General features: G+C 37.3%; 12 protein-coding genes. 6 read left to right on the top strand and 6 right to left on the bottom strand.

The window, feature by feature from the left end:
* Position 1: 1 nt before the first annotated feature.
* The 5 genes from I6E80_RS08045 to I6E80_RS20550 all read right to left on the bottom strand — a co-directional run bounded on the left by I6E80_RS08045 (position 2) and on the right by I6E80_RS20550 (position 5116).
* Complete coding sequence (locus I6E80_RS08045; RefSeq protein ID WP_197185291.1) at positions 2 to 1450, bottom strand: hypothetical protein; 1449 nt, start codon at positions 1448 to 1450, stop codon at positions 2 to 4.
* 2 nt (positions 1451 to 1452) lie between these two features.
* The gene (locus tag I6E80_RS08040; protein WP_197185290.1) at positions 1453 to 2361 is read right to left on the bottom strand and encodes a hypothetical protein; all 909 of its coding nucleotides are present in this window, start codon (positions 2359 to 2361) and stop codon (positions 1453 to 1455) included.
* Between the two features lie 749 nt (positions 2362 to 3110).
* A complete protein-coding gene (locus tag I6E80_RS08035) occupies positions 3111 to 4259 on the bottom strand; it encodes an HNH endonuclease (protein WP_197185289.1) in 1149 nt (382 codons plus the stop codon).
* On the bottom strand, positions 4256 to 4852 hold the full coding sequence (locus I6E80_RS08030) for a bifunctional 2-polyprenyl-6-hydroxyphenol methylase/3-demethylubiquinol 3-O-methyltransferase UbiG (protein ID WP_197185288.1): 597 nt from the start codon (positions 4850 to 4852) through the stop codon (positions 4256 to 4258). The genes I6E80_RS08035 and I6E80_RS08030 overlap by 4 nt, the downstream gene beginning before the upstream one ends.
* Positions 4853 to 4993: 141 nt before the next feature.
* On the bottom strand, positions 4994 to 5116 hold the full coding sequence (locus I6E80_RS20550) for a hypothetical protein (protein ID WP_269435579.1): 123 nt from the start codon (positions 5114 to 5116) through the stop codon (positions 4994 to 4996).
* 32 nt (positions 5117 to 5148) lie between these two features.
* On the opposite strand from I6E80_RS20550, the gene I6E80_RS08025 reads away from it, so the two are divergent.
* Positions 5149 to 5448, top strand: a complete 300-nt coding sequence (locus I6E80_RS08025) for a helix-turn-helix transcriptional regulator (protein WP_197185287.1) — start codon at positions 5149 to 5151, stop codon at positions 5446 to 5448.
* Between the two features lie 196 nt (positions 5449 to 5644).
* On the opposite strand, the gene I6E80_RS08020 is transcribed toward I6E80_RS08025, so the two are convergent.
* Positions 5645 to 6931, bottom strand: a complete 1287-nt coding sequence (locus I6E80_RS08020; protein WP_231616747.1) for a UPF0149 family protein — start codon at positions 6929 to 6931, stop codon at positions 5645 to 5647.
* Between the two features lie 153 nt (positions 6932 to 7084).
* On the opposite strand from I6E80_RS08020, the gene I6E80_RS08015 reads away from it, so the two are divergent.
* From I6E80_RS08015 to I6E80_RS07995, 5 genes are all read left to right on the top strand, one after another.
* Positions 7085 to 7825 (top strand): ABC transporter substrate-binding protein, encoded by a 741-nt coding sequence (locus I6E80_RS08015; RefSeq protein WP_076924942.1) that lies wholly within the window; start codon positions 7085 to 7087, stop codon positions 7823 to 7825.
* 13 nt (positions 7826 to 7838) lie between these two features.
* Positions 7839 to 8579, top strand: coding sequence for an ABC transporter substrate-binding protein (locus I6E80_RS08010; RefSeq protein ID WP_197111779.1), 741 nt, complete (start codon positions 7839 to 7841; stop codon positions 8577 to 8579).
* 293 nt (positions 8580 to 8872) lie between these two features.
* Positions 8873 to 10471: an ABC-F family ATPase gene (locus I6E80_RS08005; protein WP_076915768.1), complete on the top strand. Its 1599-nt coding sequence runs from the start codon at positions 8873 to 8875 to the stop codon at positions 10469 to 10471.
* A 506-nt stretch (positions 10472 to 10977) separates the two neighbouring features.
* Positions 10978 to 11721: a ferredoxin--NADP reductase gene (locus I6E80_RS08000; protein WP_024599410.1), complete on the top strand. Its 744-nt coding sequence runs from the start codon at positions 10978 to 10980 to the stop codon at positions 11719 to 11721.
* 251 nt (positions 11722 to 11972) lie between these two features.
* Positions 11973 to 12716, top strand: a complete 744-nt coding sequence (locus tag I6E80_RS07995; RefSeq protein ID WP_197185286.1) for a nuclear transport factor 2 family protein — start codon at positions 11973 to 11975, stop codon at positions 12714 to 12716.
* The last annotated feature ends 6 nt before the right edge of the window (positions 12717 to 12722 follow it).

Raw genomic sequence — 12722 nt, 5'->3', positions numbered from 1 at the left:
TTTAATAGGGTTCAATATGAACTACTTTTACTTTATCAATTTTAAGTAGGCCAAACTCTGCTTCGATTTCAGTTGTTTCATTAGTTATCGTATTTTCATTAAACCATTTTGTAATTGTATTTAGCACATAACTTTTTCTAGTTCGGCTGTTCACACGGCCTTGAAGTCTATTACACACTCTTATCTCTGAAACTAGATCAATATAATAATCATGAAATACAATATCTATACCAGCTAGAGTTAATACAGCTTTTAAATTCGAATCAGAGCGTGGTGCATTAAGTGTGCTTTTCGCGGGTTTCATCCATGTTTTTATATTGCATTCAATAGCTTCAGAATCCGCCCCTAGACTTTTAAGCTTCCTCTCCAATATATTAAATTGAGAATAGGCTCTAAGTGGGGCTTTCCACTCTTCCATTTCTTCTTCCCAACTAATTTTTTCAGAAGTGATAAATTTATCAAGTTCCCCTGTTGCTATTAGTTGAATTACATAATCATTATCTCTAACTTTATCGATACTACTAAGGTTTAACTCATGAGCCTCTGAATTGGATATAAAATATTGATTTTTAGTATTATCTAAATTAAAAAAACCAGTAGATAACTCTAAAATATAATGTAACAGTCTATTATCTTTTTGACTTTTAAAATTTGTATAGGGGGAATTTAACTCTGGCTCTTGGGTAAGTAACCTCTGATCAACTTCGTAAAAAAAGTCAGTCGGTAAATCTTCATTTAAAAAAACAGTCGTAAATTCGACTTCCGAAATCGAAAGATCTATCCCTACAATATGATTTTCGCTTTCTTCAAATAAATTAGGCAGCTGTAATTTATTTTGATACCAAATAGGCTGAATAACACTTATGTTTTTACAGCAAGGTAATTTTAGATATTGTTTAAACCAATTAACCGGACCTAAAAAAATTAATTCCCCATTAAAGCCAGTATCGAAATAACTTTTTTTCTCTAATAGCTGAAAATAATCAGCAAAGCCTGCGTCATTGAGTTCATTATTTATTTGGTCGATATTTGACTTTGGTACTAGTAAAGCCGTTTTTTCATTTGTGAACTGATCATTTTCTAAAGTTAGCTTTTCTAACATCATTAATGCAAAGCTAGGTTTACTTTCCATACTATTAATAAGATAAGTAAATTTTTCTAATTCAACTTTAATACTAGGGAAATTTTCCTTTAGTGTTGAACATGCTGTATTTAACACAAAGCTATCATAAAATTTAGAGATATCATTAGTAGGCATCGTGTACGAACAAGTCAGCGCTCTATACGCGTTTCTTAGAAAGTTACTAACAGCCTCACTATTTTCACCCTCAATATTATTTCTAATTTTAATATACAAATATTCTAGATTTTTATGCAATCCGGAGGAACCACCGAAAACAGCTATCTTTGCGAGTTCATCTGTCCCCCATATTGAAAATGGAACTAACATATTTATTCCTTTATATACTTGTAAGCAGTAATTCCAATATTATTTGGTTTTTTTATGATAATTCCTTTTAGTTTGTCACACTGGATGATTTCATTTTTGATTAAACTTTTCCATTTCCGTCCCAATAGCTGTCTTCTTATACTTAAGAATTCATCTATTTTCTCTTCTAGATCTGGGTCGTTTGCTCTCAATGTTATAATTACTGAACGGCTTTCTTCTGGTAATATTTTTGGTATAAAACCAGCCCATATTTCTAAGTCAGAATCTTCTTTTTTTGGATTTATATGACTATGAATAAAGACATTTTCATTACCTACACTCTCGTTTTTACTGCCAACTACACCTAATAAGTTCCCCATAGAGAAAGGGTACTCTTTTTCTTTAATCGTAACGCTAAATCGACATTGATTAATTGCATCGTATAACTTAACTTTATTCCCATAAATTAGAATCTTACTTGATACCGTTTGCATATATTCAACTTTGTGCCCTCTGCGAATATTTGTTACCCATGGCTGCGAATGCATATCGATTATTTCTCTTTTCACACAACGTACTCTTGAAGCCAAATCGGTACTTTTAATAATTTGTCGTCCATTTGAATGAATCTCAAATGTATTAAAGCCATCATTGCCTTGATGGATAAATTTAGATTTAAACCATTTATCCCCTTGCTTGAAGTAACAAAATGGTTGTACTTCAAGGTGTTTTAAAATTGATATATCAGGCGTTTTCTCCAGTTGGATAAGAGATGATAACAATGCTAAAGAAGAATAAATCTCGTCAGGAGCTATAACGCAAACATAGCATCCTTTATTTTCATATCCCCATTGACCAATTTCATTCAAAAATGACCACCATGATGGTAAGTCAACACTCGAATCTTCACTGGTATATTTTATATTTAGCATACACAAACTCCTTATTAAGTATGACTATTAACATTAATTTTTAGTTTGAAGAATGAGTGTGGTCTTAGGAACACCGTGGGATTCCAAAGGACGGTCGGCGGCAGCCGCCCTTTGGTTGCCATCGCCAACGCGATATAACCTCGAATAGAGGTTTTTTAATCCTTTAAACCCACAACAAAACAGCAACTTATGAGCGCGATGTAAAATCGCACCTACACATTAATTACACCGAAGTTTAAAAGCTTCGCTTTTCGCGCGAGCAAGCTTTGCGCCTACAACCCAAAAGCGCGAGATAAACTCCCGCCTGCACTTATTAACACCAATCTACCAACACACGCCAATTCCCCGTGATCACACCTGAAACTGAGTTAATGATGAGTAATTTACAGCATGGATGCTGTACAAAGCGTAGCTTGGCCATGGATGGCCTATCTACGCTGGTTACGTTCACATCATTCACGTAAGTTGAAGGTAAAGTGTGATCCTCGGGTGCGCCGTGGGATTCCAAAGGGCGGTCGGCGGCAGCCGCCCTTTGGTTGCCATCGTCAACGCGATATAACCTCGAATAGAGGTTTTGAATCCTCTAAACCCACATCAAAACACCAATTTATGAGCACGATATAAAATCGCACCTACACATTAATTACACCGAAATTTAAAAGCTTCGCTTTTCGCGCGAGCAAGCTCTGCGCCTACAAGTTAAAGCGCGAGATAAACTCATGCCTACAGCACAAACTACAGACTCTGAATTACACGTCATACCTTGGCTTTTCTTCCGCTACTAAATCCAGCCCTGTACTTGGTTGCTGATATTTAAAACCAGCCGCCTCTTCAAAATAACCTTTCTTTACCCACAACTTTGCACTGTTAACCTGCGCAACCTGATATGCCCAATTACTGACTGCAAGTGACTTATCTGAATCACAATAAAAGTAAGGTTGGAGTTTATTGGCGATTTCGGCTTTATGCGTATCGAGGTTTTGTTCTAGCCAGCGGTCGCGGTGAGCAAAAGCTGCGAGGTGGTCTCTCTTATTGTTATTACAATCAGCATGCGCAGCAACAAAGTTATGTGCTAAGTCGTTTGGGTAGCGCTTAAAAGGAATAAAGTGATCGATCTCTGGCGTTTTTTTAGTTTCTTTTTCGTTTTTTAGATTCATTGGCTTTTGGCAGTAAAAGCAAAGCCCATTTTGAATATCTATCAATAGTGGAGTTACCACTTTTAACGCAGCTCTATTACTGCCAAACAAGAACTCTTGTAGCTGGCTTTGCGATCCTAATAATGTTTGATTCGCTTTTATAGTTTGTACTTTTTCTATCCATTCAGTAACACTAAGATGCACAACCAAATCGTAAAAACGCCTAAAACACTGAGCTATACCAGTATTTAAAATAATTCGCTTGGGCTCTCTGCCTTCACCTAAAAGTATATGGGGATATAAAAAACATTCTTCTTTACCCGAAAGTAACTGTAACCGCCAAAGAGGGCCATCGATAAATGTTCGCCTAAGAGAACTAATTACTTGGCTATATTGTTGGTAGTTTTTGAATGCGTTGTAACTTTTCACACCTGCATTTTGTAGTTTAAAAATTTCGGTGATGAACTTTGCCTGTCCTTGGCTATTTTGCTTTAACAGCATATCTTCAGTATTAGTAATAATATCGGTAGAGTGCGCAGCGTAAGGCATTGAGTGGTTCCAATAAAGTTGAATAAATTTATCGACTAACGTGTTGATTTTTATTTCCATTGGAGCACTCTGATCTTCATTTTGCTGTTCTACGCAAATATCAGCAATAGCATGTAATAGTGCATATTTATAAGTTGCGGTGAATTCGCCCTCAACCAGCATGCGCTGTATGTATGCTATGAAGTCGAGCTGTTGCTGCATTGCTCCAATCATAAAACGTGCACTACTTTAATAAGCGCATTTAGCCACACTTCACTTTCGCGCTCTGGTCGCTTGTCAACACTTTGCCATTGTTTAATGGCTTTTAACTGCGTATGGCTAAGTAAATGCGTTAAAGCATTTTCGTTTAAATCGGTAAATTCACGACCATTATGCACACGCTCTGTATCGCCATATTTAAACGATACATACAAAACACCATTCGGTTTAAGCGCATTTTGTAGGTTTAAAAACACCTGCGGTAATTCAGCTTTTGGAACGTGCAATAAACTAGCACAGCACCAAATACCGTCATATTTATTTACACTATTTAGCTCTTGGAATGTTTTAACCGCTACAGGCTGTTGTAAGTAACTGCTTGCCAACTCTGCCAGCTCAGGGCTTGCATCAAACGCACTTACAGTAAAACCCTGCGCTTTAAAAAATGCGGCATCGCGCGCACTGCCACAACCGGCATCTAAAATACTACCGTGTTGTGCAACGTGCGGTAAAAACTCAGCATAAAGCGCCGACATATCAACGTTAAGTGTTGAGTCGCTAAAAGCTTTGGCATTTTGGTTGTAATAAGTAAGTGTGGTGTTTGACACGAGACTCACCGCTCCTTGGCTAATCGTTTAACAGCTAAGACACTGTTAATGCTGCATTCATTATTTGTTTAATCTACAGGAACAAGCGCATTAAATATAGGCTTAATAAGTAGAAATTTTTAAATTAATACGCCGTTGTTATTAAGCACTGATGCTGAGTGACACACGCGGTATAAAATTTAAAACACCAACAAACAAATTACCAATAACTTTTAAATCATCACTTTTATTTGCAAACAAGCCAAATACCGCTAAAGTAATCATTAACACCTTAATGACCGAGTAGGTACTCATTAATGAGATCAAAACAAGCTTTAAAAATGGCGCAGCGATTAGGGGATTTAATACGCCAGCACCGCACTTTGCATTACACGCAAAGCACCTTTGCAAAAATGATTGGAGTGTCGCGCTCTACTGTGCAAAAACTTGAGCAAGGCGAGACAGTTAAAAGTGATATTTTATTTGAAGCTTTAGTCGTGCTGCAATTACAAGGATCTCTCCTTGATGAAATTAATGAATTAGCCGCCGATGTAGGTGGCTACAATGCACGGCAACGTAAAACTAATAAAGCGCAGGTTATTAACGATGACTTCTGAATGTTATGTGTTTATTGACGGGTTTGAAATTTATTATTTCAAGTATGGCGCTTTACGAACACAAGCGACACTGATGCTGCACGCTTAACAAGCGTGATTTCTACTATTGAATAAAAAACTCAAAAAGCGGTTATGCACTTCAAAATTGAATCTGCGTTATGTTTAGCGCGATATAAATCACGCTAAACGTTTTTTGTTACTTTTTTCTTAGCCAAAAAAGACTCGCGGGAACCGAAATCCACGCTTGTTTACCTAACGAATCAAGGTAAACACCTACCTCTTCTTTACTGCCTGGGCTGAAATATGGTGGCTGTTGTTCTTTTAGTTTTTCTTGGCCTGTAAGAATTTTGGTAAAGTGTTTATTTTGCTGCTGGAGCATTTTTTTGTATTCGTTAGCGGGTTTTGAATCACCATGCATTACAAAAGCACTGAGCGCCCGACTAGCGGTTGCGTGTAGTTCTTGAAAATCAAAGTCGGCCAATAGAGCATCTAACTTGTCCCATTGTTTTTCAATGATTAGGCAGTTCATTAATAAAAAGCGGTTTGCTTGATTGTCGTTTGGGTTTAGCTTTAATAAGTCTTCTAGTTCTGACTGTGCTTTTTGGGTATAACCATGCAGTGCGTGTATTTTTGCTCGATGCGCGCGAAGCATCATATAAGGTCGGGTTTCGTGCAAGCCCCAAAAGTGCCCAGTGTTGTCTTTAATAAATTGCTTTGTTATGAGCCCACTTTCCATTATGTCTAGCAACATTTGTATTGGCTCAAGTGCTTTTAGCTCTGTATTGGCAAGTACTAGCTCAAGTAGTTCATCAAATTCATCTAATTCATTTGATTCTTCGTCTAAAAAGGTGCTGTTAAATTCGGCTTCATCGTCATCACTTAAAGTTAGATCGTTACTAAATCGAAGTTCAAAAATAGCGTCGGCCATAAAATACACATAATTACGTTTGTATTCTTGGGCGTTGTATTGGGCAAATTCACCAAACTCTTTTGCGGCGGCTTTTTCACTAGAAAATGCTTTTAAAACGCTGCTTAGGTTATTAAGAGACTGTTTTTGCCCTGCATCAAGCATACGTTTATCTATATTTTTAAGCGCCTGTAAAACCCCTTTACAGTAACTTGGTAGGGGCATGTTCGGCTTTAGTGAATCCCTATAGTCTTGCTTGGATAGGCTGCATTTTGCTGGCATTTTTAATTCGTTTTGAATTACTTTATCCATGCTTTGGTTATACAGAGCCATTAAGCTTTCGAGGTATTTTAGCTCGCTCTCTTTTTGAAGGTTAATATCTCCAAATAAATCAGGTTGCCACTCACTCGGGGGAAGCAGTTGAGGTAATGCACCTAACCCCATTAAATAACCTTGTATAAAATAGTAGTTTGGTTGTTTAGTGCTTAATTCACTGAGCTTTATAACATTGTTGCGAATTTTAGTTGGCGACATAATGTGCTCTGCTATGTATAAATTTATTGTTAGTGTACCCATAGATAAAGTTACCAACAACGCTAGTTTGGTTGTTTTATCCTTAAATGAGTTTTAACCAACTATTTACATATTTAAACAATCCCGCGCCGCTAAAATGTAAAAGCTGGTTTATACTGTTGTAATAATAAGCAAAAATAATAACTATGAGGCGCAATGAATAAATTAATTACCGTATTTTTATGTTTGCTGTTTACGGCTCCGTTTAATGTATTTGCTTGTGAGAGAACCTTTAGCGTGGCATCGCACGATGCTTTTTGGCCACCTTATGTAATGGGAATTAACGGTAAACTGCAAGGCTCGGAGGTTGATGCGCTCAACATTATATTTGCTGACTCCCCTTTTTGTTTTGAAGTTAAGTTACTACCAAATTCTAAGCGGGCTTTTATTGAACTTAAATACGGCCGTATTGATTTAGGATGGGCTGCAAGTTATACCGATAAACGCGCTAAATATGTGCACTTTAGTGATACCTACCGAACTGAAGTTATGCGTTTGTACGAAAATACAAACAATCAGCATAACGTTAAAAACCTCGAAGATATTTTTAAACAAGGCCTTACCGTGGGCGCTAACTTTGGGAGCTACTACGGCGAAGAGTTTGAGCAATATAAAACTAAATATAAAAAACAAATTGAATACACTAGTGCAACTAGTAAGCGCTTTGAAATGCTTAATAAACAACGTATTGATTTTGCTATTGAAGACGAGTTAGTAGGTGCTCACTTTGGTGAAAAAAGCACTAACATAAAATTAGTAACCAGTATTGAGTATGTAAACAAGGACGACATTTACTTAATGTTTAGCAAAAATACGGTGTCGGTTACTGAGCTTGCGGTAATTAATGAATATATAAACAAAAATAAAACAGCACTTAAAGTGTTGTTTGAACACTAATTTAAGGAGTGTAATGAAAACTTTATTTTTAGCGTTTACTACACTGTTATTTACTCAATTTAATGCCTTAGCATGTACAAAAACATTGGTGATGGGCACTAACGAAACCAATTGGCCGCCTTATCTTGTTAAACAAGGTGATACATTTTTAGGCGCAGAAGTGGATGCTGCAGACGCTATTTTTAAAGATTCAAAATTTTGTATTAAATGGACTTATTTCCCGAGTTTTTCACGTGTTCAAGCTGAGCTTAAAAATGGCCGAGTAGATATAACCTACGCGGCAAGTTATACAGAACAACGCGCTCAATATGCGCATTTTAGTTTGCCTTACCGCGACGAGGTTATGCGGCTTTATAAACATAAAGATTCGCCTGATGTAACAAGCTTACCTGAGCTTTTTAGTAAAAAGTTTACAGCTGGTATTAACCGGGGGAGCTTTTTTGGTAACGAGCTTGAACAGTTAAAAACTAAGTATCCAACACAGGTGGTGCTTACTGCTCAAGCAAATAATCGATTTAGTATGTTAGATAAAAAACGAATTGACTATGTTATTGAAGACTCTGCTGTTGCGCAGTACTTTGTAAAAAAACACCCCTCAATTACGCAGGTAAAGTCTATTACACCGATTAACGTTAACAACGTACATTTTATGCTAAGTAAAGAGTCGCTAACTCTTGATGACGTAGCGACGGTTAATCAACTAATTATCAAAAATGCGGCCGCTATAAAGTTAATTTATCAGCCTGTGCATTAAAGCATGGGCAATAACGTGGTTATTTGGCTACAACACTTATTTAATGTTATTAGCGGTAGTGGTTATTTATATTCCCGTTATAGGTAAATCTAACGCCACTTATGCTAAAAATAGTGACTTAAAATTGAGAATTGCCGTTATTTTCGCTTGGTTATAAATTAGCTACCTTTTAGCTTTCATTCGTTGTGGCTGATCTGTATAATTCGCCAGCTAATTTACCCTATTGTCTGGTTCTTGTTTGTGGCGTTTTGCTGCAGCGTACTCCTGTCAGTACTAATCTAGGATTACCCTTTTTGATCTCCACCGCAAATATTACGATGCAGTTTGGCGCAGAGCCGTTGTTTGAAAACATTTCAGCTAAATTTGGTAACGGTAACCGTTACGGTTTAATTGGCGCTAACGGCTGCGGCAAGTCGACTTTCATGAAAATTTTAAGCGGTGCGCTTGTTCCAAGTGCGGGTAATGTATCTATTACTCCAGGGTTAAAAGTAGGTAACCTAAGCCAAGACCAGTTTGCTTTTGAGCAATACAGCGTTGTAGACGCGGTAATTATGGGCGACGTGGAGCTTTGGAAAGTAAAGCAAGAGCGCGAACGTATTTACTCATTACCAGAAATGAGCGAAGACGACGGCATGAAAGTAGCCGATCTTGAAAGCGTATTTGCTGAAATGGACGGTTACACGGCAGAAAGCCGCGCTGAAGAAATTTTGCTTGAAGCGGGTATCGATAAAGAATTTCATTACGGCTTAATGGCAAACGTTGCTCCAGGTTGGAAACTACGCGTACTTTTAGCACAAGCGTTATTTGCAAATCCTGATATTTTGCTACTGGATGAGCCTACCAATAACTTGGACATTCATACAATTACGTGGCTTGCTAACGAGCTTAACAAACGTAAATGTACGATGATTATTATTTCGCATGACCGTCACTTTTTAAACTCGGTATGTACGCATATGGCCGATATTGATTACGGCGAATTACGTATTTACCCTGGTAACTATGAGAAGTTTTTAGAAGCTGCGGGCTTACAACGCGAGCAACTTTTAGCTGAAAACGCTAAAAAGAGCGCTGAAATTGACGAGCTACAAGACTTTGTTAACCGTTTTGGTGCTAACGCTTCTAAAGCTAAACAAGCAAGTTCGCGCGCTAAAAAAATGGATAAAATTAAGCTTGATGAAGTTAAATCTTCAAGCCGTATGAGCCCATCACTTAGCTTTGACGAAGGTAAAAAAATGTATCGTCAAGCGCTTGAAGTTAATAAGCTTGGCCATGGTTTTGATGGCGAAACATTATTTACTGGTGGCGACTTACTACTAGAAGCTGGCGCTAAGCTTGCTGTAATTGGCGAAAATGGTGTGGGTAAAACAACATTTTTACGCTGTTTAGTAGACGAACTTAAAAGTAATGAAGGCGAAATTAAATGGTCTGAAAATGCGACCTTTGGTTACTGCCCGCAAGACAGCACAAAAGATTTTGATAACGATTTAACGTTGTTTGATTGGATGTCGCAATGGCGTACAGCTAAGCATAACGATTTAATGGTTCGTGGCATGTTAGGCCGTTTGTTGTTTACAGCAGACGATTCAAACAAAAAAGCGCGTAACTGTTCTGGTGGTGAAAAAAATCGCCTGTTATTTGGTAAATTAATGATGCAAGACGTTAACGTGCTTGTAATGGACGAACCAACTAACCACATGGATATGGAAGCTATTGAAGCGCTTAACAATGCGCTTAAAGACTTTGAAGGTACGCTTATTTTTGTAAGCCATGACCGTGAGTTTGTATCGTCATTAGCTACGCGTATCATTGATATTAAAGATAAAAAAGTAATCGACTTCCAAGGTACGTTTGACGAATACCTAGCAAGTTGTGAAGAGAAAAAAGCGTAAACTTTTTTCTAATTGCTTATAAAAACGGTGCTAAATTTAGCGCCGTTTTTTTATGTGTAAAATTTGAGTTTAACTATAAAATTAATTAATAATGGCTTAAATAAATAACTCACTAAGAGGTTAAGAGACGCTACGCTTTTAGAGTCAGTGACAAAATACTCGTTTACTGGCTTGGTTCTTCTCATTTACTCCTCTTTCACTTCTCCTAGTGCAATAGTTTTTTAAGTAAATAATTCACTAGAGGTTGAGAGACGCAGCGCTTTTAAAGTGAGTGACAAAATACTCGTTTTTTGGTTTGGTTCTTCTGGATTACTGCTACTTCACTTTTCCTTATGCAGTTAATGGCTTTTTTCGCAGAGCTAATTATTCACATTATTTTATTGGTAAATACTGCATACATCACTGCTTTAAATCTAGTCATATTCTCCTGTAAGTCTTTGTCACTTAATGCTAATATTTATGGAGTGAGTTATTTAAAACTTTAATGGCTAAACCAAGAGGTAACTATGTCTAATTGGGTTGAAGCAACAGTAAAAAGCGTAACATGGTGGAGCGAAACGCTCTTTAGCTTAACCGTTAATGCTAATGTAGAACCGTTTAAAGCAGGGCAATTTACAAAGCTTTCTATAATGGATGGCGACAAGCGCATTGCTCGGGCTTACTCATATGTGAATGCCCCTGAAAACCCCGACCTCGAGTTTTACCTTATTAACGTTATTGATGGTTTATTATCGCCCTGTTTAGCTAAATTACAGCCAGGCGAAACCGTACTTATAGAGCAACGCGCAACTGGCTTTTTTACCCTTGATGAAATACCACAAAGCGATCAGCTTTGGATGTTAGGTACTGGCACTGCCATAGGGCCTTTTTTATCGATATTACAACAGCCTGATGTGTGGAAAAAATACAAAAGCATAAACTTAGTACATGGCGTACGTTTTAATAACGATTTGAGCTATCAGGCACTTATTAACGAGCTATTACGAGTGTACCCAGCACAACTTAACTATATTCCTGTTGTAAGTAGAGAAGAGCCATTACAAGGCTTAAGTGGGCGAATTACTAGCGCTATTGAGAGCAACCGCTTGTTTGAACATGTAAAATTAAACCCAGAGCCTAGTAACGCGCAATTTATGATTTGCGGAAACCCACAAATGGTAAAAGACACAACCGCGCTACTTATCGATAAAAACTTTACGCGTAACCGCCGCAAAGCACCCGGTAACATTACAGTAGAGCAGTACTGGTAAGCTACAGTGGTGGTATTAACTACCCGATAACGTTAAAATTTGCTATGTTGCACCCTTATACCAATTTCATCAAAAATATGATCATTCTATCGCATTAAATAACTCACTAACTGCGTTAAAAATTATTCATATAGAACAACTATATGTCATAATTTTTGCCTTGTTATAGTGCTATTTTCTTAACGCTATAATAGGTTACTTATTTAATGCAATTGGTATTACACGTATTTAGTGTTTATTTTAGGAAAGTTATGAAACCGTTATCTATTATTTTTGCCTCGTTAATTACTACCGTTGCGCTTATTACTTACGCCGCAGAACAAAGCGAGCCTGAGCAAAAAGAGCAGCAAGTTGAAGCTCAAGCAAACGTTGAAAAACCGAAGGTTGAAGATGAGCAATCAACAACTCAGGCTAAAGCTGACGACAAAGTAAATACGCTTGAATACAAAGCACCTGAGCTTAAAAAGCCAACAATTGATGCGACTAAACCAGACGATTCAAAAGTATTGGGTAACGAGCAGATTAAACCCACTGAAAAGCCTAAAAATAAAATAGAAAAAGCAGTGGCAGTAGCCGAAGCTGAAAAAGCAGTTACGCAAGCAAAAGAAGCGCTAACAGTTAAGCAGCAAACTAAAGCTAAGCAATCGCGCGAATCACTTGCGGTAGTAGAGCAGTTAGTTAAAGCCTATAACGCACGTAACATTGAAGAATTTCTTCGTGTATATGCCGAAGATGTTGAGTTTTATATTTTCCCTAATGAGCTATTATTTAAAGGTAAAGAAAAACTAATAGAACGTTATGGACTAATGTTTAAAAAGTTAAAGTGTATTCACTCATCACCCATTAAGCGCATAGTGCACGGTGATATAGTGATTGATCACGAACTATCAGAAACCTGTTCAACTGACGAAAACGTGATTGATAAACGCTCAGAACTTATTTCGAGCTACCAAATTAAAGATGGGAAAATAGTACGCGTACTGTTTTTTAGATAAAGGTTT

Origin of the sequence: Pseudoalteromonas sp. NSLLW218 (genome assembly GCF_015864775.1) — a bacterium.
In the GTDB taxonomy this organism is placed as follows: Bacteria; Pseudomonadota; Gammaproteobacteria; order Enterobacterales; family Alteromonadaceae; genus Pseudoalteromonas.
Note: the sequence above shows the minus strand (reverse complement) of the source record. Positions and strands in the feature narration are given on the sequence as shown.

Bases quoted from the DNA above. Each gene is read 5' to 3' on its own strand.
- I6E80_RS08045 (WP_197185291.1), bottom strand. From the start codon at position 1,450: ATGTTAGTTCCATTTTCAATATGGGGGACAGATGAACTCGCAAAGATA.
- I6E80_RS08040 (WP_197185290.1), bottom strand. From the start codon at position 2,361: ATGCTAAATATAAAATATACCAGTGAAGATTCGAGTGTTGACTTACCA.
- I6E80_RS08035 (WP_197185289.1), bottom strand. From the start codon at position 4,259: ATGATTGGAGCAATGCAGCAACAGCTCGACTTCATAGCATACATACAG.
- I6E80_RS20550 (WP_269435579.1), bottom strand. From the start codon at position 5,116: ATGATTACTTTAGCGGTATTTGGCTTGTTTGCAAATAAAAGTGATGAT.
- I6E80_RS08025 (WP_197185287.1), top strand. From the start codon at position 5,149: ATGAGATCAAAACAAGCTTTAAAAATGGCGCAGCGATTAGGGGATTTA.
- I6E80_RS08020 (WP_231616747.1), bottom strand. From the start codon at position 6,931: ATGGGTACACTAACAATAAATTTATACATAGCAGAGCACATTATGTCG.
- I6E80_RS08015 (WP_076924942.1), top strand. From the start codon at position 7,085: ATGAATAAATTAATTACCGTATTTTTATGTTTGCTGTTTACGGCTCCG.
- I6E80_RS08010 (WP_197111779.1), top strand. From the start codon at position 7,839: ATGAAAACTTTATTTTTAGCGTTTACTACACTGTTATTTACTCAATTT.
- I6E80_RS08000 (WP_024599410.1), top strand. From the start codon at position 10,978: ATGTCTAATTGGGTTGAAGCAACAGTAAAAAGCGTAACATGGTGGAGC.
- I6E80_RS07995 (WP_197185286.1), top strand. From the start codon at position 11,973: ATGAAACCGTTATCTATTATTTTTGCCTCGTTAATTACTACCGTTGCG.